The organism is Pectobacterium sp. CFBP8739 (assembly GCF_013449375.1).
Classification (GTDB): Bacteria; Pseudomonadota; Gammaproteobacteria; order Enterobacterales; family Enterobacteriaceae; genus Pectobacterium.
The window spans coordinates 172,844-195,754 of sequence record NZ_JACDRR010000010.1; the positions used below are offsets into that span (position 1 = coordinate 172,844).

Below are 22,911 nucleotides of genomic sequence, written 5' to 3' on the forward strand. Positions count from 1 at the left end.
ACCATCGGCAAAATGTGAATAGGGCAATTGCACAGAAAAATTCATACCTTATTGTAATTATTACGAATACATCTAAAACGTGATCGCTCCTCGCTTTTTGATGGAATGAGAGTGTTATTTTATTAAAACTACATTTCATTTTTAGTGAGGTTAAGTATGCGTAGTGGTCTTGCCCTGTCATTAATGGCTTCCTGCATCACACTGGGTATTCAAGCGGGCTCCGCACAAGCGGCCAGCTCAGTGAAATTCCCCGATAAAATTTGTGACGTAACGCAATACGGCGCCGAAGGTCACCGCTTACAGATCGCACTGAATACCGAGGCTTTCCAGAAAGCGATTGATGACTGTGCTGCGGCCGGCGGCGGAACGGTACACGTACCTCGCGGTAACTATCTGGTCGATCCGCTGTTCCTAAAAAGTAATATCAGGCTGGATTTAGCGAAAGATGCGACCATTGTTGCATCAACCGAAGAAGCCGCGTATCGCGCGACGGAAAAAACCAAGTACGCTGAAGCAGAAAATGGCTGGCTTCCCTTCATCAGTATTGCGGATGCGCAAAACGTGGCTATCACCGGTCAGGGCACCATTGATGGGCAGGGGGCCGTCTGGTGGGAACGCTGGCGTGCCAATATTCGCGCAACGGGCAAGAAAGGCGGCACCGATCGTCCACGCCTGATTTATATCAAAAACGCCAGTAACGTGTTGGTGGATGGCGTCACGCTCACCCACTCCCCAAGTTTCCACGTTGTGATGCGTTACTCGCATGATGTGGATGTGAATGGCACGCGGATTCTGTCGCCGTGGCATGCGCCAAACACGGATGCTATCGACCCGATCGACAGCCAGAACATCCGTATTACTAACAACTATATCGACTGTAATGACGACCATATTGCGATAAAAGCGGAGAAGCCGGATAGTCGCTTCCCGAATGGCGTCGTCGATAATATTTATATCGCCAACAACATCCTGAAGCAGGGGCGCGGTATCTCCATCGGCAGTGAAACCTCGGGCGGTGTGAATAACGTGCTGGTCGAAAATAACCAGTTCGAAGGTTCTATGTACGGTATCCGCATTAAAACCCTGCGTGGTAAAGGCGGCGAAGTGAAAAACATCACCTACCGTAATACCAAAATGGTGGATGTAGAAATCCCGCTGGTCTTTGCGGGTTACTATAAAGCCGCGCCGATTGTGCAAGCCGAGGTGGACAAAATGCTGGCTGAAGGTGGCTTCACCATGGGCGAGCAGATTTATCCACCAGATACCGATCCAGAGCAGCCGTTTGATCAATACAAAACGCCGCATTTCAGTAACGTGACGATTGAGAATCTGGAGTCGACAGGTAAGACCAAGGCGGCGGCATACATTATCGGCGTGCCGGAAGCCCCGCTCAGTGGTTTCCACTTTGCTAACGTGCGCATTGATGCAGATAAAGGTATTCGCGTCAGGAATGCGGAACTGCAAACCAAAGGCCTGACGGTGAATGTAAAAGAAGGCCCTGTGATGCAGTTGGATAAAGGGGCGAAAGTCGATCAGTAATCGATTATGAAGCGGTAGCGGGGGGCACACTGGCCGTGGAGTCCTCTGCTACCTGCTTCACTTTGCTACACGTCACCCAGCAAGTGATGCCCGTTTAATGACGGGCATTAATCATGTTTGGCAATATCGGCAAAGGTGGCGCGCAGCAGTCGTGCCAGATCGTCGGCTGACAGTTCAATATCCAACCCGCGTTTACCGCCGGAAATGAAAATGGTATCGAACTGGCGTGCCGGTTCATCAATCACGGTCGGCAGCAGTTTCTTTTGCCCAAGCGGGCTGATTCCCCCAACCAGATAACCGGTTACACGCTGGGCGATGGCCGGATCGGCCATATCGGCTTTTTTGGCCGATAGCGCGCGAGCGACTTTCTTGAGATCCAGCATTCCGGCGACCGGTGTGACGGCTACGGCGAGGTTTTTCGCATCGCCATTCAGAGCAACGAGCAGCGTTTTATAAACCTGTTCTTTATTCAGTCCCAGCTTTCTGGCCGCTTCCTCGCCAAAATTGGTTTCGTCACTGTCATGGTGGTAGCTGTGCAGCGTAAAGGCGATCTTATTCTTTTCGAGCAGATTGACTGCGGGTGTCATGATTTCACTGTCCTTAACCCTTTCGCGGGTTTTATCTTGCAGACGCGGTTGCGCGTCATAATGTGGTCTTTTATGGCGTGGCGGAATGACCATTTCTGAGCAATGTGGGTAAATTCTCATCGCCATACAGATGCAGCGCACCGACGGCCACAACGTAGTTTCCGGACGGCAGCGCCTGAAGTTGCTGTTGCCAGCGGCGGTTACGCTGGCCCATCAGCAGGTCGGTCATTTCATTGCTAAATGTTGCGGGAATATCCGGCTTATATTGGCCTGGCTTGCTGTCTAGCCACCAGCCGACCATCGTTTGCAGCAGACGCGCGTTGGTGTGCCAGTGTTGAATCGTATCTTCCAGCAGCAGCAAACCGCCCTGTGGCAGTTGCTGTAACAACTCAACTTGCGTCTGTTGCCCTTCTAGTTCGATGACCGGAATACCGTGAGATTTCGCCGCGTTAATCAACTGATAATCGATGCCATAGTCGGGGCGTAAGCCCAGCAACTGTGCCTGCCTTGCTTGCAGCATCAGCGCGGCCTGCCACGCCGGAAGCGTATTGATATTGCTTTCATCGAAAGCGAGCGATTCGCAGATTTTTTCCAACTGGCGGTAGCTGTCTGAGCTGAGGCGTTGCACCAGTGGTGACTCATTATCACTGTGGCCGAAGGGGGAGTGTGCATCGGAGATATCGGCTTCGACGATGAGTGCGGTAGCCTGGCGGAGTTGTTGCAGCAGCGTATCGGGCAGCGGTGCCATATCCTGACTTCCCATGTGAATACTGCCGACTAGATGTAGTTGCCGTTCATTGGCAAGCTGAACATCTATCGCCGGATAGGTATAAGCCAGCGGTGAAATAAAACCAAGAAAAGTTGCGATTCTACGCAGCAGTTGCCCCATTGATTCCGTCTCCTGATGTGGGAATAACTATGCTAAACGCTAGATGCGGAACAATACAAGGTATACCAATCCTAAGGGCACTGAAGCCTCAGTGTTTGGTTGATCGTTCATTATCGATTTTCCCTGCATGTAAAATATTGATGGGTGTGTACGGGTGTGTATAATAAAATCAGGTTAGGAGGATATATGAAATCAACTGACCTGATAAAGGAGCTGGCAGCGGCAGGTTGTGAGTGCAAACGGCATAATGGCGGAAGCCACCAAATATGGTGGTCACCCATTACTGGAAAAACGTTTCCGGTGCCGCATCCCAAAAAGGATTTACCACTTGGAACTGTCAAATCCATCAAAAAAATGGCGGGGATTTAATCCCCGCCTTTTCGGAGGCAATATGTTTTTTTCAGTCGGTGTGGAAACGCCAAAAGATGATGCTACGGCATATGGGCTGATCGTTCCGGCATTGTGTACTGATGATTACGGCTGTTTCTCTGCGGCTGACAGCCAGCAGGATATCGCACGCATGGCGCGGGAAGCGATTTTAGCCCTTATTGATGAAGCGGTGAGTCGCGGAAATCTGGACATTAAGCGACTTAATGATGCTGGGCATCTGATCTATGCGGCGATGCCTGATTTCGCGGACTACGATAGTTGGTTTGTGCTGGATGTCGATCTATCGGCTTTTGAAGGAAAGCCGCAGAGATTGAATATTTCACTTCCTGATACGTTGATACAGCGTATTGATAATCGCGTGCGTGAGCAGCCGGGAACTTATCGCGATCGTAGCCATTTTTTGGCAGAAGCGGCACGCCATGAACTGGAGTGAGTCTGGTTAAATAGGTCTGACGACAGTCGATAAAAACCATGACAATTTCCGAAAGAGGAAACGCGGCGCGTTGTTGAGACGCGCCGCATTGGTATTACTCACTTTTAGGTGTAAAACGCAGCAGGCGGTTAGCGTTGCTGACAACCGTGATGGAGGAGAGCGCCATGGCGGCACCGGCGACCACCGGGCTGAGTAGCGCACCGGTCAGCGGGTAAAGTACGCCCGCGGCAATCGGGATTCCCAGCGAGTTATAGATAAATGCGCCCAGCAGGTTCTGCTTCATGTTGCGCAGCGTGGCATTGGAGAGCGCCAGCGCATCGGCGACGCCGTGCAGACTGTGGCGCATCAGCGTGATGGCGGCGGTTTCAATCGCAATATCGCTGCCGCCGCCCATCGCAATGCCGACATCGGCCTGCGCCAGCGCGGGCGCATCGTTGATGCCATCACCAATCATCGCCACGCGTTTGCCTTGAGCCTGTAGCTTTTTGATGGCTTCGGCTTTTCCGTCTGGCAGCACCCCAGCAATCACCTGGTCGATACCCGCTTCTTTAGCGATGCTCTTCGCCGTAAGCGGGTTGTCCCCTGTTAGCATGACGAGCTGATAGCCCTGCCGATGCAGACGCTGCAAGGCGCTCACGCTATCTGCTCGCAGCGGATCGTGAATAGATAACACCGCGATGATATGACCATTCGCCGCCAGCAATACCGGTGTGATACCGCGCTGAGCCTGTTCGTTGATCAGTGTTTCGCCTTCGGTGATATCGACCTGATGCTGTTTGAGTAGTGCCGGATTCCCCAACAGCAGAGTGGTATCACCGATCTTGCCGCTGACGCCGAGACCGCGCAGCGTACGGAACTGCTCGGTTGGCGTGAGCGTCAGATTCTCTGCTCGTTCAAGAATCGCTTTTGCCAGCGGATGATTCGATCCCTGTTCCAACGAGGCCGCCCAAGCCAGTGCCTGTGTTTCCGTTACGTCACCGAAGGTATGAACCGCCACAACGCGCGGCTGTCCTTCGGTTAGCGTACCGGTTTTGTCAAACACCAGTACATCCAGCTTGCTGGCCTGCTGTAAGGCATCGGCATCTCGCACCAGCACGCCAAACTCCGCAGCACGTCCGACGCCGGAAATAATCGACATCGGCGTTGCCAGCCCAAGTGCGCAGGGGCAGGCAATGATCAGGACGGTCGTGACGATGATGAGCGTGTAGACCATCTGCGGCTGCGGCCCAACGAAGAACCAGATCGCGCCGCTGAGAAGCGCAATAGCCACAACGACGGGCACAAACACGGCAGAGATGCGATCCGCCAACTGGCCGATAGCAGGTTTGCTGCTTTGTGCCTGTCTGACCAGCCGGATAATGCGCGACAGCGTGGTTTGATTACCAATTGCATCCGCTCGGAAGAGAACGCTGCCGTCGGAAACCAGCGTACCCGCATGCACCGTATCGCCAGCGGTTTTGGCTTGCGGGATCGGCTCCCCGGTCAGCATCGCTTCATCCACCCAGATTTCACCTTGCAGTATCTCGCCATCGACAGGAACACGATCGCCGGTTGTCAGGCGCAGCGTCATGCCGGACTGCACAGCGGACAACGGAATCGATTTCTCACCTTCTTCTGTCACGACGCGGGCAGTGGGCGGTGTCAAATCCAGTAACCGTTCCAGCGCCCGCGAAGAGCGTTGACGGGCGCGCTGTTCCAGTGCATGACCGAGGTTGATCAAACCGATGATCATCGCGCTAGCTTCGTAATAAAGATGGCGCGCCGCCATGGGGAAAAGATCCGGCCACAGGTTGACGGTAATGGAGTAAAGCCACGCCGCCCCCGTACCCAGTGCGACCAGCGTATCCATGGTTGCAGCACCGTTTCTCAGGCTACGCCAAGCGTTACGATAAAAATGACTGCCAGCCAATGCCATCACCGCCAGCGTCAAAATACCGATGATGAGCCACGGCGTTTGGCTTTCTGGCGTCAGGCTCATGCTGCCGCCCAACACACCCCACAGCATTAGTGGCACACCAAGCATTAAGCCTAGCGCGGCCTGCCATTGGAAACGGCGGATAGCCTGTTGAGAGGTTTGCTGCTGGCGTGTACGGCGCGCTTCTTCGTCCTGAATGATTTCTGCCCCATAACCCGCTTGTTCAACGGCGGCAATCAACGCTTCCGGTTCAGCATGACCGCTGACCAACGCGCTGCGCTCGGCCAGATTGACCCGGGCTTGCGTGACGCCACTGACGTTTTGCAGCGCCGTCTGTACGCGGTTTACGCAACTGGCGCAGCTCATGCCCTGAAGCAGGAGCTGCACGTTGTCGTCATCGTGGGTGGACGATGTGGTTGTTGCCGGAAGAATACTCTCGGCCGCTGGCAGCGCTTCCGGCGTTGTCGCTACCTGTGCCAGCGGCTCAGTTTTTGGGTGAGCACTCTCCTGCACGCTGGCGTGATAGCCGGCTTCTTCAATGGCGCTAATCAGTATTGTGGCCTCAACGTTGCCGTACACGCTTGCCTGTTCTTTGGTGACATCCGTCGCCACAACGCCGGGAATAACTTCCAGCACTTTACGCGTAGCCGCGACGCAGTGATTGCAGCTCAGGCCGGAAAGCTGGAGGGACACATCCGGTGTAGTCGCAAGCTGCGCTTCGTAGCCAGCCTGCTCAATGGCATCGATCAATGTCTGCGAATCAACGTTGCCGCTGACGCTGGCGTACTGTTGTGTGACGCTGGTTTGTTCGACCGCTGGCAACGCGTCCAGTGCTTTTTTAACACGCTGGACACAGTGTCCGCAGGTTAGCCCCTGCAATGACAACACGATGGTTTGTGACATAACAATTTTCTCCCGTGATCACAGCCGGAGGTGAAAGACGTTGACCGGCTATCTGATTTCTACTAGTTATTGGGTAAGGTAAACCTTCTAGCAAGGGGAGGGTCAAGGGGGAAATCATGAATATCAGTGATGTCGCGAAAAAAACCGGTCTTAGTAGTAAAACCATTCGCTTCTATGAAGAAAAAGAACTTCTGACTACGCCGCTGCGTTCTGAAAATGGTTACCGTAGCTACGACGATCATCACGTTGAAGAGCTTACGCTGCTGCGTCAGGCACGCCAGGTTGGCTTTAATCTGGATGAATGCCGGGAACTGGTGACGCTATTTAACGATCCGCTACGGCGAAGCGCAGATGTCAAAGCGCGTACCTTGCAGAAAGTGCACGAAATCGAAATGCATATCGAAGAGCTAAAAACGATGCGTGAACAGCTACTGGTGCTGGCCGAACAGTGTCCGGGGGACGGCGGAGCGGACTGTCCGATAATCAATAATCTGGCGGGCTGTTGTCAGAAGAATAAGTAGTCAGAAGCGTAAATCGCCAAAAATAAATCGTCATAAAGGGGAGACGGGCTCCCCTAAAGTGTGTGTGGTTAGCGCTCCGTTGGGCGCACATGCAGCGTGATGCCATCAATGGCAATCACTTCGACAGGCGTGCCCGCAGGCAGATCCTGCTCTGCTTTCACGCGCCAACTGCTGTCACCAATGTTTACCCGGCCGAAACCGTTGGTCACCGGTTCGGTCAGCGTGGCGCGCAGGCCAAGCAACTGTTGCCCACGTTGGTTAAGCGTTGACTGTGGGCGTGACAGCGTCCGTTTACGCAGCCAATACCACCAGAGCAGCGCCGTGACGATCGTCAGGATGGCAAAAATCGTTCCCTGCCATGGCCAGTCCAGCGGCATGACCCATGTTAACAGCCCAACCAATACCGCCGATAAACCGCTCCACAGTAAATAGCCACTGGCGCCCAGCATTTCGGCGGCTAACAGCAGGCCGCCGAGCGACAGCCAGAACCAGTGCGTATTTTCCATCACCAGTTCAATGCCCATTATTTACCTCGGCTTTCTTTACTGTCTTTAACCAGTTCTGCAATCCCGCCGATAGCGCCCATTAAATTGCTGGCTTCCAACGGCATCATGATGACTTTGCTGTTATTAGAAGAGCCAATCTGTTGCAGCGCATCGGTATATTTCTGCGCGATGAAGTAGTTGACTGCCTGAATGTCGCCCGCCGCGATGGCTTCGGACACCATCTTGGTTGCCTGTGCTTCCGCTTCCGCCGCACGTTCACGTGCTTCTGCTTCCAGGAACGCGGACTGACGCAGGCCTTCTGCTTTCAGGATCTGCGACTGTTTTTCCCCTTCGGCTTTCAGGATTGCGGCCTGACGAACCCCTTCGGCTTCCAGAATATCGGCACGCTTGTTACGTTCCGCTTTCATCTGCGCGTTCATGGCAGCAATCAGCTCTGTCGGTGGACGAACGTCGCGGATCTCAATACGGGTAATCTTAATACCCCACGGGTTGGTCGCTTCGTCCACGATATGCAGCAGGCGGGTATTGATGCTGTCGCGCTGAGACAGCATCTCGTCCAGCTCCATCGAACCCAGTACGGTACGGATGTTGGTCATCGTCAGGTTGACGATCGCCTGTTCCAGATTGCTGACTTCATAGGCGGCGCGTGCCGGATCGATAACCTGAATAAAGCACACGGCGTCGATAGTGACGTTGGCGTTATCTTTCGAAATGATTTCCTGTGATGGAATGTCCAGCACCTGTTCCATCATATTAATTTTGCGGCCGATGCGATCCATAAATGGCACCACCAGATTAAGCCCCGGCATCAGCGTTTTGGTATAACGACCAAACCGTTCCACAGTCCATTGATATCCCTGGGGTACGATTTTGATGCCTGACCAGACAATGATGAGCGCAACAAAGATCAAAATAGGAATGACGGTGAGCATGTTTTAAAACCTCCACGTTGTTTTATATCAGTCAAAAGACGACTTCAGCGAATAGTGTAACTTACTTGAGTATGAAAGCGGGCAGGAAATACGCCCGCCAGCGCGAGCGATAGGGCGATTAGCTTATGGAGAATAACGGAGCTAAATATCGAGCTCGATGTCGCCCTGCGGCATGCAGCAGCAGGGGAGGATTTCATCCTGTTGGATGCAGGCCAGCGGGGTTTGGCGATACGCCACTCTGCCTTTTACTAGACGCAGCCGGCAGGAGCCGCAATAGCCGGATCGGCACTGGTATTCAATGCTGACGCGGTTGGACTCCAGTACATCCAACAGGGAAGGGCCGTCATCTGAACAGGAAAACTGCGCACCGGATGTGCGCAGCGTGATCGTTGGGTTGCTCATCGCTTACAGTTGGAAATCACTCAGATCGTCGTCGCTGATTTCTGAATCGATCTGACCGACCAGATAGGAACTGACTTCAACTTCCTGTGGCGCGACCTGCACGTTATCGGATACCAGCCAGGCGTTGATCCACGGAATAGGGTTAGTGCGCGTCTGGAACGGCAGCGGCAGCCCAACTGCCTGCATGCGGATGTTAGTGATGTACTCCACATACTGACACAGAATATCCTTGTTCAGACCAATCATCGAACCGTCGCGGAACAGGTATTCCGCCCACTCTTTTTCTTGCTGGGCAGCGAGCACGAACAGGTCATAGCACTCTTGCTGACACTCTTCGGCAATCTGCGCCATTTCGGGATCGTCATGGCCAGAACGCATCAGATTCAGCATGTGCTGTGTGCCGGTCAGGTGCAGCGCTTCATCACGCGCGATCAGCTTGATGATTTTGGCGTTGCCTTCCATCAGTTCACGTTCTGCAAAAGCAAACGAGCAGGCAAAGCTGACGTAGAAGCGAATGGCTTCCAGCGCGTTCACACTCATCAGGCAGAGATACAACTGCTTTTTCAGCGAATGCAGATTGACGGTTACGGTCTTGCCGTTAACTTGATGTGTGCCTTCACCCAGCAGATGATAGTAGCTGGTCATCTCAATCAGCGAGTCGTAGTAACCGGAGATATCCTTAGCACGTTTCAGGATCTCTTCGTTCGTTACGATATCGTCAAACACCAGCGACGGATCGTTCACGATATTACGAATGATATGCGTGTAGGAACGTGAGTGAATGGTTTCCGAGAAAGCCCAGGTTTCCACCCAAGTTTCCAGCTCAGGGATAGAAATCAGCGGCAGCAGCGCCACGTTCGGGCTACGTCCCTGAATGGAATCCAGCAGCGTTTGGTATTTCAGGTTGCTGATGAAGATATGCTTTTCATGATCGGGCAGCGCCTGATAGTCGATGCGATCGCGGGATACGTCAACTTCTTCTGGACGCCAGAAGAAGGACAGCTGTTTTTCGATCAGCTTTTCGAAAATTTCATACTTTTGCTGATCGAAACGCGCGACGTTAACTGACTGACCGAAGAACATCGGTTCGAGCAACTGGTCATTTTTGTTCTGTGAAAAAGTGCTATAGGCCATGAGTTTCTCCAAAAAAATGCCGAGAGCATTTTTTAACGCCGCTTGTGAAGGCCCATAGAGGGCGGGCAGCGACGCCTGCTATAAAAGATGAAGGCTGCATCGGCAGCCTTTCATTATTGGCTTAAATCTTACATGCGCCGCCTTCACAGCCGTCATCCTGCGGTTCTGCCAGCAGGTCGTCCTGTACGTCTTCTGCGCCGTCACGGGTGTTTTGGTAATACAGCGTTTTCACGCCGAATTTGTAAGCCGTGACCAGATCTTTCAGCAACTGTTTCATCGGCACTTTGCCGGATGGGAAACGCGACGGATCGTAGTTGGTGTTAGATGAAATCGCCTGATCGACAAACTTCTGCATCAGACCCACCAGTTGCAGGTAGCCGTCATTGCTCGGCATTTCCCACAGCAGCTCGTAAGCATCTTTTAGCGTTTCGTACTCCGGCACAACCTGACGCAGAATACCGTCTTTGGATGCTTTAACGCTGATGTGACCACGCGGTGGTTCAATACCGTTAGTGGCGTTGGAGATCTGAGACGAAGTTTCAGACGGCATCAATGCCGACAGCGTGGAGTTACGCAGGCCGTACTCTTTGATGTCGTTGCGCAGTGCTTCCCAGTCGAGATGCAGCGGCTCGTTGCAAATCGCATCCAGATCGCGCTTATAGGTATCGATAGGCAGGATACCTTGCGAATAGGTGGTTTCATTGAACCACGGGCAGGCACCTCGCTCGCGCGCCAGCACGTTGGAGGCTTTCAGCAGGTAGTATTGGATCGCTTCAAACGTTCTGTGCGTCAGGGCGTTGGCGCTGCCGTCGGAGTAACGCACGCCGTTTTTCGCCAGATAGTAAGCGAAGTTGATCACGCCAATACCCAGCGTACGGCGACCCATTGCCCCACGTTCTGCCGCGGTAATCGGGTAATCCTGATAATCCAGCAGGGCATCCAGTGCGCGTACGGCCAGCGTCGCCAGCTCTTCCAGATCGTCTAAGCTGTTGATGGCACCGAGGTTGAAAGCCGACAGCGTACACAGCGCGATTTCACCGTTTTCATCATTCACATCGTTCAGCGGCTTGGTCGGCAGTGCGATTTCCAGACACAGGTTGGACTGGCGAACGGGGGCAATTTGCGGATCGAACGGGCTGTGCGTGTTGCAGTGGTCAACGTTCTGAATATAGATGCGCCCCGTAGAAGCACGTTCCTGCATCATCAGAGAGAACAGCTCAACGGCTTTAATGCGTTGTTTGCGGATGCTGTCATCCTGCTCATATTGCACATATAGGCGCTCGAACTCATCCTGATCGGCGAAGAACGCATCGTACAGCCCCGGCACGTCGGATGGGCTGAACAGCGTGATCTCTTCACCTTTTACCAGACGCTGGTACATCAGTTTGTTCAACTGTACGCCGTAGTCGAGGTGACGAACGCGGTTGCCTTCTACACCACGGTTGTTTTTCAGCACCAGCAGGCTTTCTACTTCCAGATGCCACAGCGGATAGAACAGCGTGGCAGCTCCACCGCGGACGCCGCCCTGAGAGCAGGATTTCACCGCTGTTTGGAAGTGTTTATAGAAAGGAATACAGCCGGTATGGAAGGCTTCACCGCCGCGAATCGGGCTGCCGAGCGCACGGATGCGGCCTGCGTTGATGCCGATACCCGCACGCTGGGAAACGTATTTCACGATGGCGCTGGACGTCGCATTGATGGAATCCAGGCTGTCGCCGCATTCGATCAGCACACAGGAACTGAACTGACGCGTTGGTGTGCGCACGCCCGCCATGATTGGCGTCGGCAGAGAAATTTTGAAGGTGGAAATCGCGTCGTAAAAACGTTTGATGTAATCCAGACGCGTTTCACGCGGGTAGCTTGAGAACAGGCATGCCGCGACCAGAATGTACAGGAACTGGGCGCTTTCGTAGATATCACCGGTGACGCGGTTTTGGACTAGGTATTTCCCTTCCAACTGTTTAACCGCTGCGTAGGAGAAATTCATGTCACGCCAGTGATCGATGAAAGCGTCCATCTGGGCGAATTCTTCTGGGCTATAGTCTTCCAGCAGGTGTTTGTCGTACTTGCCCAGTTCCACCATTTTGGTGACGTGAGTCAGCAATGCTGGCGGCTCAAACTGACCGTAGGCTTTCTTGCGCAGATGAAAGATAGCCAGACGCGCGGCCAGATATTGATAATCTGGGCTTTCGCGCGAGATCAGATCGGCGGCAGCCTTAATGATGGTCTCGTGGATATCAGCGGTCTTGATGCCGTCGTAAAACTGAATGTGGGAGCGAAGTTCGACCTGAGAGACGGAGACATTGTGTAAACCCTCTGCGGCCCAGGTAATGACGCGGTGGATTTTATCCAAATTGATTTTTTCTTTACTGCCATCGCGTTTGGTAACGAGCAAGCTCTGATTCATGTTGGGATTGACCTGTTGGTGAAAATAAAAAATATCCCCTGTTTATTCACAGAAACCACCCTGTGACTAACTCTGTGGATAAATACTAGATATAGATATTTTTTGATAAAAGGCTACTACATGGTGAGTATTGTAGTGTGGATTCTTTGAAGAACAAGAGTTGATTTTTCGTTAATTTGGAGGTTTAAGAAAAGATATTTTGTTAAAAACCTCGCCTGATAAGGCCTGTGGCGATGTCAATATCATTCTGGGTTTTGATAAGAAAAAGAAAACCGGAAGACTTTGCTGGTTTTGGCACCAGAAGGAGCAAAGCGCGCGGTAAAAAACCGCGCAGCATTTAAGAATACTCTGAATCCGATCTATTTATTGTGGCGCGTATGCAGCATGTAATTCACGTCCACGTTTGGACCCAGTTTAAAGCGGTCTGTCAGCGGATTGTAGTGTAGCCCAGTGATGTGTTTTTCACGCAACGGCGTACTGTCAACCCAATGCATCAGCTCTGCCGGGCGGATGAATTTCTTAATGTCATGGGTGCCGCGCGGCACCATTTTTAGCACGTACTCAGCGCCGATAACGGCCATCATCCACGCTTTCGCATTGCGGTTGATGGTGGAGAAAAAGACGTGTCCACCGGGTTTGACCAATTTAGCGCAGGCCTGCACCACGGATTGCGGGTCAGGAACGTGCTCCAGCATTTCCATACAGGTGACGACATCATAGAGGCTCGGATGCGCGAGTGCATGGGCTTCTACCGTTTCTTGTACGTAATTCAGGGTGATACCGCTTTCCAGTGCATGCAGACGCGCAACTTGTAACGGCTCTGCGCCCATATCGAGCCCCGTGACGTCAGCGCCTTCACGCGCCATACTCTCGGCTAAAATGCCGCCGCCGCAGCCGACATCCAGCACTTTCTTGCCGAACAGGCCTTCCGCACGCTGCGAAATATAGCCCAGACGTAGCGGATTAATGCGGTGTAACGGTTTGAATTCACCGTCTAAATCCCACCAGCGTGAAGCGATAGCCTCAAATTTGGCAATCTCCTGATGGTCAACGTTCGGAGCTTGATTTTCTACATTCATCTGTCATCACTGCCTTTCGTCATCTTTTACTGCCGCGAGTATACTCCCTTCGTGTCGCAACGTGCAGCGGTGTCGTTTTTCTCTTCCAAATACTTTTCGCCGTAGGATAACGGTTCCGTGGGAAAACAGTTTGTTCAGGGTGGAAGGGAGTTTCCCCCGAAACGGCGCTTTGTGATATAATTTTTCACCTTTTGAACGGTTCACCTTACTGAACGGTTCACTTTTCTGAACACGGGTAGATGCCTAAATAGAGGGATAGCGGCTCCATGAGCGACCTTGCCAGAGAAATCACACCGGTCAACATTGAAGAAGAGCTGAAAAGCTCGTATCTGGATTATGCGATGTCCGTTATTGTCGGGCGTGCATTACCAGATGTTCGTGATGGACTTAAACCGGTACACCGCCGCGTACTGTATGCGATGAGCGTACTGGGCAACGACTGGAACAAACCGTATAAAAAATCCGCCCGTGTCGTCGGGGATGTCATCGGTAAATACCACCCGCACGGCGACTCTGCCGTTTATGAAACCATCGTGCGTATGGCGCAGCCTTTCTCACTGCGCTACATGCTGGTTGATGGTCAGGGTAACTTCGGTTCGATTGACGGCGACTCCGCGGCGGCGATGCGTTATACCGAAATTCGCATGGCAAAAATTGCTCATGAACTGCTGGCCGATCTCGAAAAAGAGACGGTCGATTTTGTGCCGAACTATGACGGCACCGAGCAGATTCCTGACGTCATGCCAACGCGTATTCCCAACCTGCTGGTTAACGGTTCTTCCGGTATCGCCGTCGGGATGGCAACCAACATTCCACCGCACAACCTGACGGAAGTCGTGAACGGTTGTCTGGCGTATATCGACGATGAAAACATCAGCCTTGAAGGGTTGATGGAACACATCAAAGGCCCGGATTTCCCGACAGCGGCGATCATCAACGGCCGACGCGGCATTGAAGAAGCTTATCGCACTGGGCGCGGTAAAATTTACATCCGTGCGCGCGCGGAAGTGGAAGCGGACGCGAAAACCGGACGTGAAACCATCATTGTGCATGAAATTCCGTATCAGGTGAACAAAGCGCGCCTGATCGAGAAAATTGCCGAACTGGTTAAAGACAAACGTATCGAAGGTATCAGCGCACTGCGTGACGAATCCGATAAAGACGGTATGCGTATCGTCATCGAGATTAAGCGTGACGCCGTGGGTGAAGTGGTTCTGAATAATCTGTATTCCCAGACGCAGCTTCAGACGTCATTCGGCATCAATATGGTCGCTCTGCATCAGGGGCAGCCAAAGATCATGCCGCTGAAGGACATTCTGGTTGCGTTTGTGCGCCACCGCCGCGAAGTGGTGACGCGCCGTACCATTTTTGAACTGCGTAAAGCCCGCGATCGCGCCCATATTTTGGAAGGTCTGGCGATTGCGCTGGCGAACATCGATCCGATTATCGAACTGATTCGCCGCGCGCCATCACCGGCTGAAGCGAAAGCCTCGCTGATCGCACAGGCGTGGGAATTGGGCAGCGTGGCGGCTATGCTGGAACGTGCGGGCGATGATGCCGCGCGTCCTGAGTGGCTGGAGCCGGAGTTCGGCATCCGTGACGGTCGCTACTACCTGACGGAACAGCAGGCGCAGGCGATCCTGGATCTGCGTTTGCAGAAACTGACCGGTATGGAGCACGAAAAGCTGCTGGATGAATATAAAGCGTTGCTGGCAGAAATTGCCGAGCTGCTTTATATCCTCAACAGCCCTGAGCGCCTGATGGAAGTGATCCGCGAAGAGCTGGAAGCGATCAAAACGCAGTACAGCGATGAGCGTCGTACCGAGATCACCGCGAATACCGCTGATATTAACATCGAAGATCTGATCAATCAGGAAGATGTTGTCGTCACCTTGTCCCATCAGGGTTACGTGAAGTATCAGCCGCTGAGCGATTACGAAGCACAGCGCCGTGGCGGCAAAGGCAAGTCTGCCGCACGTATAAAAGAAGAAGACTTTATCGATCGTCTGCTGGTGGCCAACACCCACGACACGATTCTGTGCTTCTCCAGTCGTGGCCGTCTGTACTGGATGAAGGTATACCAACTGCCGGAAGCCAGTCGTGGTGCGCGCGGTCGCCCGATCGTCAACCTGCTGCCGCTTGAAGCGGATGAACGTATCACCGCGATTCTGCCGGTGCGTGAATATGAAGAAGGCCGCCACATCTTCATGGCAACCGCGAGCGGTACTGTGAAGAAAACGGCGCTGACGGAATTCAGCCGTCCGCGCAGTGCGGGGATCATCGCGGTTAACCTGAACGAGGGTGACGAGCTGATTGGTGTCGACCTGACCGATGGCAGTGATGAAGTGATGCTGTTCTCTGCGGAAGGCAAAGTGGTTCGCTTCTCCGAGCAGGCGGTGCGCTCCATGGGCCGTACGGCAACGGGTGTCCGTGGTATCAACCTGCAAGGCGAAGATCGCGTTGTTTCACTGATCATTCCTCGTGGCGAAGGCGATATCCTGACCGTGACGCAAAATGGCTTTGGTAAGCGTACTGCCGTGAGTGAGTACCCGACCAAGTCGCGCGCGACGAAAGGGGTTATCTCTATCAAGGTCAGTGAACGTAACGGTAAAGTGGTTGGTGCGGTTCAGGTTGATGCCGCAGACCAGATCATGATGATCACCGATGCGGGAACACTGGTGCGTACCCGCGTATCTGAAGTCAGTATCGTTGGCCGTAACACGCAGGGTGTGACGCTGATTCGTACGGCGGAAGACGAACATGTTGTCGGCCTGCAACGCGTGGCCGAACCGGTAGAAGATGAAGAGTTGGATGGCGTGGTAAAAGTTGAAGGCGAAGTTGCCGAAGACGATGATGCTATCGATGACATTGATGGCGATGATGATATCGCAGAAGATGACGAATAAGCCTTTTCCTTAGCCGGAGTGAGTCGAATAAGCCAGCGCGATGCGCTGGCTTTTTTTATCGACACTCGGTAGTGTATCAGCCAACTGGTTCTTCCATTATTCAACGGTATTCACTTGAAATATCTCGCCTCATTCCACACCACATTAAAAGTTTCCCGCTATTTATTTCGGGTTTTGGCGGTCATGCTGTGGGTGCTAGGCGCGCTGATATCCGTTTTTTATGTCACTAAAGTATTGAATGAAAAAGAGTCACAGTTGCGGCAGGAGTACAACCTCAGCTTTGATCAGTCGCAGGGCTATATCCGACACGCGTCGGATATTGTGCGCGAACTCCAGTATCTGGCGGCAAATCGGCTGGTGCTGGCGCGAGAAAAAGCAGAGCCGCCAATAGAAGGAGGCCCCGGTGTCTCCGTTTATTCGCTTGCGCCCGGCGCAACCTGTTCCACGCAATATGGCGGGAATGCGGCGCTGCTTTCATTAAGTCATTTTTTTAACGGCTGGCAGGATAATTTCTCTGCCGTCTACGATCTTAACCGGGTCTTTTTTGTCGGCGGCGATCGGCGCTGTATGGTTGATTTTGGCATCCGTAACCAGTCGCTCGACCGTGATAACTTACTTAAAAACGTGCAGGATCGGTTTCAGGATCAGAAGAAGAATCGTACTCAAAGCGGGCGAGATGAAACGCTTTATTGGATTACTCCTGCGTCTATCCCCGATGTCGGCTATTTATATGCGCTGACGCCGATTTATGTGGATAACAAGCTGGAAGTCATCATGGGGATTGAACAGACGATTCGTCTGGATGACTTCGTCACCATGGGTAAATTTCCGATCGGTGCCAAGCTGTTGGATCAATACAATCAGGTTGTTTTGCAGTTTTCCGAGGATAAGGGACGTTACGCTTCGTCGGTAGACGGTTATCCCTCCGATCATAACTATTTTGGCTATGTGAATGGTTATGACGAACTCATTTTGAAGAAGTCGCTGCCGCCGACGTCGTTCAGCATCGTGTATTCACTGCCGTTGAGAGTGCTGCTCTCCCATATCAGCGCTTTAATGATCAACATGCTAGTGCTGAATATGTTATCGGCTATCTTGCTGTTTGTACTGGCGCTGGTGTTTGAGCGGAAAATGCTGTTGCCGGCAGAAGTGAATGCGTTCCAGTTGGAAGAGAACGAGCAATTCAACCGCAAAATAGTGGCTTCGGCACCGGTCGGGATTTGTATCCTGCGTATCAATGACGGCACGAATATCCTCAGTAACGAGCTGGCGCATAACTATCTCAACCTGCTGACCCACGAGGACAGGCTGCGCATTACCCGCATCATTTGCGAGCAGCAATCCAAGTTTGTGGATGTCATGACCAGCCGCAATCATCACCTGCAAATCAGCTTTGTCCATTCGCGCTATCGTAATGAAAACGTGGCGATTTGTGTGCTGCTGGACGTCAGCGCGCGCGTCAAAATGGAAGAGTCGCTACAGGAAATGGCAAATGCTGCCGAGCAGGCCAGCCAGTCGAAATCGATGTTTCTGGCTACCGTCAGCCATGAATTGCGTACGCCGCTGTACGGGATTATCGGTAACCTCGATTTACTGCAAACCAAATCGCTGCCGCAGGACGCCAACCGTCTGGTGGCGGCGATGAATAACTCTTCCTCGCTGCTGCTGAAAATCATCAGCGATATCCTCGATTTTTCCAAGATTGAATCGGAACAGTTGAAGATCGAACCGTGTGAGTTTGCGCCGCATGAGGTCATCAGCCACATCACCAGCAACTATCTTCCACTGGTGGTGAAAAAGCGCCTGACGCTGTACTGCTTTATCGCTCCCAATGTCCCTGTCAGCCTGTTTGGTGATCCCGTGCGTTTGCAGCAGGTGTTGTCTAACCTGCTGAGCAACGCTATCAAATTTACCGACACGGGCTGCATCATTTTTGAAGTCGGCTGCCGCGATGGCTATCTGGAATTTGTGGTGCGTGATACCGGCGTAGGAATTCAACCTCGTGAGGCGGTGAAGCTGTTTGACCCATTCTTCCAGGCGGGGAGCGGCGTACAGCGCCATTTTCAAGGCACAGGGTTAGGGCTGGCTATTTGTGAAAAGCTGGTCAATCTAATGGATGGAGATATTACCATCGAGTCGGAACCAGGGCTCGGCAGCCTGTTTGGCGTCAGAATTCCGCTGTATAAAGCGCGTTATGCTCCCGCAGCAATCAACGCCAGTCTGCAAGGAAAAATGTGCTGGCTGAGGATACGCAATGCCCGGCTGGAGTCTTATCTGCTGACGTTGTTGCAGGATCAAGGGTTGCAGGTGGCGCGCTATCAGAATCAAACCGTGTCGCCTGATCATGTGATGATTAGCGATTACATATCGGAAGAGAATATCACCGTTCGGGCGCATATCGTGATGAGCGGTGCCCATAATGGGGCCGCGCAGGAAGTGAGTGCAGGGCACTGGGTGCAAGGGACATCCACACCGCAACATCTGCCCGATTTGCTGGAGAAAATCTATCGTTCAGAAAATGAGGACAGAACGCACGCCGAGATTTCACCACCGCTTGCCAGCTATGTGCGGGATGAGAATGGCGACATTATGATTCTGGTGGTTGACGATCACCCCATCAACCGCAGGCTGTTGGCGGATCAACTGGGTTCTCTGGGCTATCAGGCGATGACGGCAAATGATGGCGTCGATGCACTGGGTGTATTGAGCAAGAACCATATCGATATCGTACTGACGGATGTCAACATGCCGAATATGGATGGTTATCTGTTCACACAGCGTATGCGCGAGCAGGGATTACGCTTCCCGGTTATCGGCGTGACGGCGAATGCATTAGCGGAAGAAAGGGCACGTTGCCTCGGCGCGGGGATGGATAACTGTTTGTCAAAACCGGTTACGCTGGATACCTTGCAGCAGGCGCTTGCGTATTACAGTAATGTGGTGCGTCAGGCGAGAACATCTGAGGAATAACCTGCACCAGCGGTTGCTGGTGCAGGCGAGGAAAGATAAAGGAAAGGTTTAGTCGACTTGCGTTGCACCGCCATTAACGGAGGACAGGTAATTCAGCAAGGCGATATCGTTCTCGACGCCCAGTTTGGTCATGGCTGACTTCTTCTGGCTACTGATCGTTTTGATACTGCGATTCAGTTTTTTGGCGATTTCGGTAACCAAAAAGCCCTCTGCAAACAGACGCAGCACTTCACTTTCTTTTGGCGACAGGCGCTTGTCGCCGTAGCCGCTGGCGCTGATTTTCTCCAGCACTTTGGATACGCTGTCCGGCGTGAATTTCTTCCCTTTTTGCAGGGCTGCCAGCGCTTTGGGTAAATCAGTCGGCGCACCCTGTTTTAGCACGATGCCTTCGATGTCCAAATCCAGCACTGCGCTCAAAATCGCCGGATTATTATTCATGGTGAGAACAATAATAGAGAGATGAGGAAAATGGCGCTTAATGTATTTAATGAGGGTAATGCCATCGCCGTATTTATCGCCAGGCATGGATAAATCGGTAATTAAAACGTTAGCGTCCAGCTTGGGCAGGTTGTTGATCAGCGCTGTTGAGTCTTCAAATTCGCCAACCACATTGACCCATTCAATCTGCTCAAGCGATTTTTTGATGCCAAAAAGGACAATAGGATGGTCGTCGGCAATAATTACGTTTAAGTTACTCATCGTTTTGGTTACTCATCTTGTTGGCTACCTTGCTGCCCTTTAGGTTCTTCTGGGGATAGTAATGCACTGACAAACCTCTCAATTTCATGAAGGTTAGCCTCGATCTGTTCACTATCATGCGCGGTAATATGCTGTTCAAGCTGTTCACACAACAGTTTGCCAGGATGCAGGTTTAACATGGCAAACACGCCTTTCAGCCGGTGTGCCGTCTGCGAAAGTGACGGGAAATCGCCTGCTTCCGCTTCAGTATACAGCCTCTTTAAATCATCCGGTACTGTCTCCACGAACAGCGAATAATAGTCGCTTGATGCCAATTGTGCGGCGTAAAATTCGACATCATCCTGTTCCCCTTTTTGTAGCACATCGGGTGACGTTTCCAGTTGTCGCTCAATCAGCTTAAGTAATGCCTCCAGCAGGAGGTGGCTGATATTATAATTCACCCGCAAACGGCACGGGCTCAAAGGCGTTACTGTGTCATCGTCGTGACTCAACAGCAGCGTATAATCTGCCTTGTTTTCTGGGTCGTCAGTAATACAGATATCGGCTTCCTGATTAATCTGGCGTTCATCGTTGACCAGATAATTCGCTCCCCACCCCGTCAGCATATTGCCGACAATATGCTGTACTTCATCAGACGTCACATCCAGCAGAATGGTAATACCATCCAGCAGTTTTTCTTCCTCAATGGGAAGCGGTTCCGGCTCCAGTTTTAGCGTCAGAATATAGTGTGTACCTAACCCAGACTTACTGTTGATGGTTAACGCACCGCCCAGTTTATTACAGAGTTGATTACACAAAAATAAGGTCAATCCTGAATTTTGTCCGAAACGATCGGAAGTGGCAGGGTGCAGGAAAGGGTGGCGGATATTTTCCTGCTCTTTGCCTGAAACATGGGTGCCCGTATCGCTGACCTGAATAATCAGGGTGTCCGATTCATTATTTTTTCTGTCAACCGATACCGTAATTTTGCCGTAATCTGTATTGGTCACCGAATAATTCAGCAGCAGTGCCAGCGTCTTTTTCAGCAACCCGGCATCACCCACGTAAGTTTGATTATTATCTAGGTTGTAATGATGGAATAGGGCCAGGCCTTTTTGATTCAATCGCGGTAGTAGCTCAAGCAGCACAGTGTCCATCAGCGCCAGCAGCGAAAAGCTGTCGTTGACCACGCTCCATTCCTGCGCTTCCAGCTTTTCGTGCAGGGCGATATTTTCCAGTAGCTCAATAGCGCAACGGGTATCCGCCGTGAGCTGCTCCAGTGTGGGTGTCTGTACGGTTCCCATATCGTTGTGGCGCAGCGCATGAATATGCTGTTGTAGTGAAATCAGCGGCTGTTTGAATTCGCTGAGCAGGTTTTGGAATAAGCGTTTTCTGGCGTGAATATTCTTTTCATATTCACGCTGAGCGAGCAGCAGTTTCCGCTGCACCAGAATTTCTTTATCCTGTTCACGCAGCAGGAAGAGGCAATAGTCAGGCGAATATTGGCTACGAATTTGGCGGATTTCATACATTTCATTATTGATCGTGACCTGAATGATACCCTGATGCTCGTCCGCCATATTGGTGATTTTTTGCAGGCTTAGGTGCGGAAGTAAATGTTCCGCACGCTCATTTTGTATGATGACTTTATTGCTGCTGAAGTCATAAACCAGCACGCCCATCGGGATTCTGCTCGTGGTTTCACGGTAAATATCCAGTTTCTTTTCCAACTGATGGGATAAATCCTCTACGGGGTGCGCATACTTCCGACGGAAAAGATAAAAGCCTGCGAGGGACAAACTCAGCAGAACCAGATTCAGCAGCAGAAACCAGACGTTATTACGCAATGAATCAATAATCAGGGCTTTTACGGGCACCTGAAAAACGATTTTTAGCGGTGCATTAACGAGCGTAGCGGAGATTTCAATATTGGATCCGTGAAGCTGCACATCAGCCGAGCCTTCGCTATTATTGCTGCTGTCCATCGTGCTGGCTGCTGGCGTATCCGGCTTCAGCATAAGGTGCTCTCGCGGAATGGTATCTGGGATTAAATCGTTAATCGGCAGATCGAAAGCAAGAATGGTTGCCAGATGCCCCGGCTGATTGAAGGTGGTGCGCAGCGTAAAATAGTAATCGTTATAGAAGCGTAATTTACGCAGCGGGGAAAAACTTTCGCGCTCGTCTAACACATTCGCCTGTTGCAGCATTTCCGTCCGGCGCGCCTCGGCGATGACCGTAATATAATTGCCACGGAACTGTGAAGAGATATCTTTCAGCGTCTGCGTGGAAATCATCGTCAGGCTGTTATCGATACCATTTAGGTAATACATGGAATAGACGCTGTTTTCCGCTCCCCAGAGAATATCAAGATAACGGGATATCCGACGAACCGACGTCAGCGTGCCTTTATCGTGTTGTCCGAAAATCAGCGCGTCCGTTTTCTGACCGTTTTTTTCTACGTAGAAAACATTCGGCATTAAACTAATGGCGGTGATGTTGGCGTCGTTAGCGGATGGTTCGCTGTTCAAACTGCCGTATATTTGATAGGTGAAAAAACGGTAGGTATCGACACGTTTTTGTATGCCTTGCGCAATGGTTGTCAGAGCATGTTTTTTGTCCGCCAGCAAATCGTTGATATAGCTGTAGGTGAAGGTTCCGGTAATCAGGATCGATAACACCGTAAGGAGAGAAAAATAACGCAGGATCATAGCTGGCATCAA

17 protein-coding genes are annotated in these 22,911 nt (G+C 52.0%); 6 read left to right on the forward strand and 11 right to left on the reverse strand.

From position 1 onward, the window contains the following. The first annotated feature begins 156 nt into the window (after positions 1-156). Positions 157-1,539 (forward strand): glycoside hydrolase family 28 protein, encoded by a 1,383-nt coding sequence (locus H0247_RS09245; RefSeq protein WP_180742283.1) that lies wholly within the window; start codon positions 157-159, stop codon positions 1,537-1,539. A gap of 107 nt (positions 1,540-1,646) precedes the next feature. Here the strand turns inward: H0247_RS09245 and ybaK are convergent, their stop codons facing one another. Together ybaK and H0247_RS09255 are read right to left on the reverse strand one after the other, a co-directional pair. Continuing rightward, on the reverse strand, positions 1,647-2,126 hold the full coding sequence (gene ybaK / locus H0247_RS09250; protein ID WP_180742284.1) for a Cys-tRNA(Pro)/Cys-tRNA(Cys) deacylase YbaK: 480 nt from the start codon (positions 2,124-2,126) through the stop codon (positions 1,647-1,649). A 70-nt stretch (positions 2,127-2,196) separates the two neighbouring features. Continuing rightward, entirely contained in the window at positions 2,197-3,015 is an 819-nt protein-coding gene (locus tag H0247_RS09255; RefSeq protein WP_180742285.1) for a TraB/GumN family protein, read from the reverse strand. Positions 3,016-3,201: 186 nt separating this feature from the next. On the opposite strand from H0247_RS09255, the gene H0247_RS09260 reads away from it, so the two are divergent. Both H0247_RS09260 and H0247_RS09265 read left to right on the forward strand, forming a co-directional pair. Then, positions 3,202-3,384: a type II toxin-antitoxin system HicA family toxin gene (locus H0247_RS09260; RefSeq protein ID WP_039485998.1), complete on the forward strand. Its 183-nt coding sequence runs from the start codon at positions 3,202-3,204 to the stop codon at positions 3,382-3,384. A 22-nt stretch (positions 3,385-3,406) separates the two neighbouring features. After that, a complete protein-coding gene (locus H0247_RS09265; RefSeq protein WP_180742286.1) occupies positions 3,407-3,838 on the forward strand; it encodes a type II toxin-antitoxin system HicB family antitoxin in 432 nt (143 codons plus the stop codon). 94 nt (positions 3,839-3,932) lie between these two features. On the opposite strand, the gene copA is transcribed toward H0247_RS09265, so the two are convergent. Beyond that, entirely contained in the window at positions 3,933-6,656 is a 2,724-nt protein-coding gene (gene copA / locus H0247_RS09270) for a copper-exporting P-type ATPase CopA (RefSeq protein ID WP_180742287.1), read from the reverse strand. 116 nt (positions 6,657-6,772) lie between these two features. Here copA and cueR point away from each other — a divergent pair, with 116 nt between their 5' ends. After that, on the forward strand, positions 6,773-7,177 hold the full coding sequence (cueR, locus tag H0247_RS09275) for a Cu(I)-responsive transcriptional regulator (protein ID WP_180742288.1): 405 nt from the start codon (positions 6,773-6,775) through the stop codon (positions 7,175-7,177). 68 nt (positions 7,178-7,245) lie between these two features. Here cueR and H0247_RS09280 read toward each other — a convergent pair whose 3' ends face one another. The 6 genes from H0247_RS09280 to ubiG all read right to left on the reverse strand — a co-directional run bounded on the left by H0247_RS09280 (position 7,246) and on the right by ubiG (position 13,637). Further along, positions 7,246-7,701: an NfeD family protein gene (locus H0247_RS09280; protein WP_180742289.1), complete on the reverse strand. Its 456-nt coding sequence runs from the start codon at positions 7,699-7,701 to the stop codon at positions 7,246-7,248. Next, the gene (locus H0247_RS09285; RefSeq protein ID WP_180742290.1) at positions 7,701-8,615 is read right to left on the reverse strand and encodes an SPFH domain-containing protein; all 915 of its coding nucleotides are present in this window, start codon (positions 8,613-8,615) and stop codon (positions 7,701-7,703) included. The genes H0247_RS09280 and H0247_RS09285 overlap by 1 nt, the downstream gene beginning before the upstream one ends. Positions 8,616-8,756: 141 nt before the next feature. Beyond that, entirely contained in the window at positions 8,757-9,017 is a 261-nt protein-coding gene (yfaE, locus tag H0247_RS09290; RefSeq protein WP_010284079.1) for a class I ribonucleotide reductase maintenance protein YfaE, read from the reverse strand. Between the two features lie 3 nt (positions 9,018-9,020). Next, positions 9,021-10,151, reverse strand: coding sequence for a class Ia ribonucleoside-diphosphate reductase subunit beta (gene nrdB, locus H0247_RS09295; RefSeq protein ID WP_180742291.1), 1,131 nt, complete (start codon positions 10,149-10,151; stop codon positions 9,021-9,023). Between the two features lie 121 nt (positions 10,152-10,272). Beyond that, the gene (gene nrdA, locus H0247_RS09300; protein ID WP_180742292.1) at positions 10,273-12,558 is read right to left on the reverse strand and encodes a class 1a ribonucleoside-diphosphate reductase subunit alpha; all 2,286 of its coding nucleotides are present in this window, start codon (positions 12,556-12,558) and stop codon (positions 10,273-10,275) included. Positions 12,559-12,917: 359 nt separating this feature from the next. Continuing rightward, positions 12,918-13,637: a bifunctional 2-polyprenyl-6-hydroxyphenol methylase/3-demethylubiquinol 3-O-methyltransferase UbiG gene (gene ubiG / locus H0247_RS09305; protein WP_180742293.1), complete on the reverse strand. Its 720-nt coding sequence runs from the start codon at positions 13,635-13,637 to the stop codon at positions 12,918-12,920. A gap of 266 nt (positions 13,638-13,903) precedes the next feature. Between ubiG and gyrA the strand changes: the two genes are divergently transcribed. Both gyrA and rcsC read left to right on the forward strand, forming a co-directional pair. Beyond that, positions 13,904-16,543 (forward strand): DNA topoisomerase (ATP-hydrolyzing) subunit A, encoded by a 2,640-nt coding sequence (gene gyrA / locus H0247_RS09310; RefSeq protein WP_180742294.1) that lies wholly within the window; start codon positions 13,904-13,906, stop codon positions 16,541-16,543. A 114-nt stretch (positions 16,544-16,657) separates the two neighbouring features. Continuing rightward, on the forward strand, positions 16,658-19,513 hold the full coding sequence (gene rcsC / locus H0247_RS09315) for a two-component system sensor histidine kinase RcsC (protein WP_180742295.1): 2,856 nt from the start codon (positions 16,658-16,660) through the stop codon (positions 19,511-19,513). 48 nt (positions 19,514-19,561) lie between these two features. Here rcsC and rcsB read toward each other — a convergent pair whose 3' ends face one another. Both rcsB and rcsD read right to left on the reverse strand, forming a co-directional pair. Continuing rightward, positions 19,562-20,212 carry a response regulator transcription factor RcsB gene (gene rcsB, locus H0247_RS09320; protein WP_005976164.1) on the reverse strand — a complete coding sequence of 217 codons (651 nt, stop codon included), beginning with the start codon at positions 20,210-20,212 and terminating at the stop codon, positions 19,562-19,564. 8 nt (positions 20,213-20,220) lie between these two features. Further along, the gene (gene rcsD, locus H0247_RS09325) at positions 20,221-22,908 is read right to left on the reverse strand and encodes a phosphotransferase RcsD (RefSeq protein ID WP_180742296.1); all 2,688 of its coding nucleotides are present in this window, start codon (positions 22,906-22,908) and stop codon (positions 20,221-20,223) included. Between the last annotated feature and the right edge of the window lie 3 nt (positions 22,909-22,911).

What these genes read in the sequence shown, in the direction of transcription:
- H0247_RS09245 (WP_180742283.1), top strand. Translation starts at nt 157, where the DNA reads ATGCGTAGTGGTCTTGCCCTGTCATTAATGGCTTCCTGCATCACACTG.
- ybaK (WP_180742284.1), bottom strand. Translation starts at nt 2,126, where the DNA reads ATGACACCCGCAGTCAATCTGCTCGAAAAGAATAAGATCGCCTTTACG.
- H0247_RS09255 (WP_180742285.1), bottom strand. Translation starts at nt 3,015, where the DNA reads ATGGGGCAACTGCTGCGTAGAATCGCAACTTTTCTTGGTTTTATTTCA.
- H0247_RS09260 (WP_039485998.1), top strand. Translation starts at nt 3,202, where the DNA reads ATGAAATCAACTGACCTGATAAAGGAGCTGGCAGCGGCAGGTTGTGAG.
- H0247_RS09265 (WP_180742286.1), top strand. Translation starts at nt 3,407, where the DNA reads ATGTTTTTTTCAGTCGGTGTGGAAACGCCAAAAGATGATGCTACGGCA.
- copA (WP_180742287.1), bottom strand. Translation starts at nt 6,656, where the DNA reads ATGTCACAAACCATCGTGTTGTCATTGCAGGGGCTAACCTGCGGACAC.
- cueR (WP_180742288.1), top strand. Translation starts at nt 6,773, where the DNA reads ATGAATATCAGTGATGTCGCGAAAAAAACCGGTCTTAGTAGTAAAACC.
- H0247_RS09280 (WP_180742289.1), bottom strand. Translation starts at nt 7,701, where the DNA reads ATGGGCATTGAACTGGTGATGGAAAATACGCACTGGTTCTGGCTGTCG.
- H0247_RS09285 (WP_180742290.1), bottom strand. Translation starts at nt 8,615, where the DNA reads ATGCTCACCGTCATTCCTATTTTGATCTTTGTTGCGCTCATCATTGTC.
- yfaE (WP_010284079.1), bottom strand. Translation starts at nt 9,017, where the DNA reads ATGAGCAACCCAACGATCACGCTGCGCACATCCGGTGCGCAGTTTTCC.
- nrdB (WP_180742291.1), bottom strand. Translation starts at nt 10,151, where the DNA reads ATGGCCTATAGCACTTTTTCACAGAACAAAAATGACCAGTTGCTCGAA.
- nrdA (WP_180742292.1), bottom strand. Translation starts at nt 12,558, where the DNA reads ATGAATCAGAGCTTGCTCGTTACCAAACGCGATGGCAGTAAAGAAAAA.
- ubiG (WP_180742293.1), bottom strand. Translation starts at nt 13,637, where the DNA reads ATGAATGTAGAAAATCAAGCTCCGAACGTTGACCATCAGGAGATTGCC.
- gyrA (WP_180742294.1), top strand. Translation starts at nt 13,904, where the DNA reads ATGAGCGACCTTGCCAGAGAAATCACACCGGTCAACATTGAAGAAGAG.
- rcsB (WP_005976164.1), bottom strand. Translation starts at nt 20,212, where the DNA reads ATGAGTAACTTAAACGTAATTATTGCCGACGACCATCCTATTGTCCTT.
- rcsD (WP_180742296.1), bottom strand. Translation starts at nt 22,908, where the DNA reads ATGCCAGCTATGATCCTGCGTTATTTTTCTCTCCTTACGGTGTTATCG.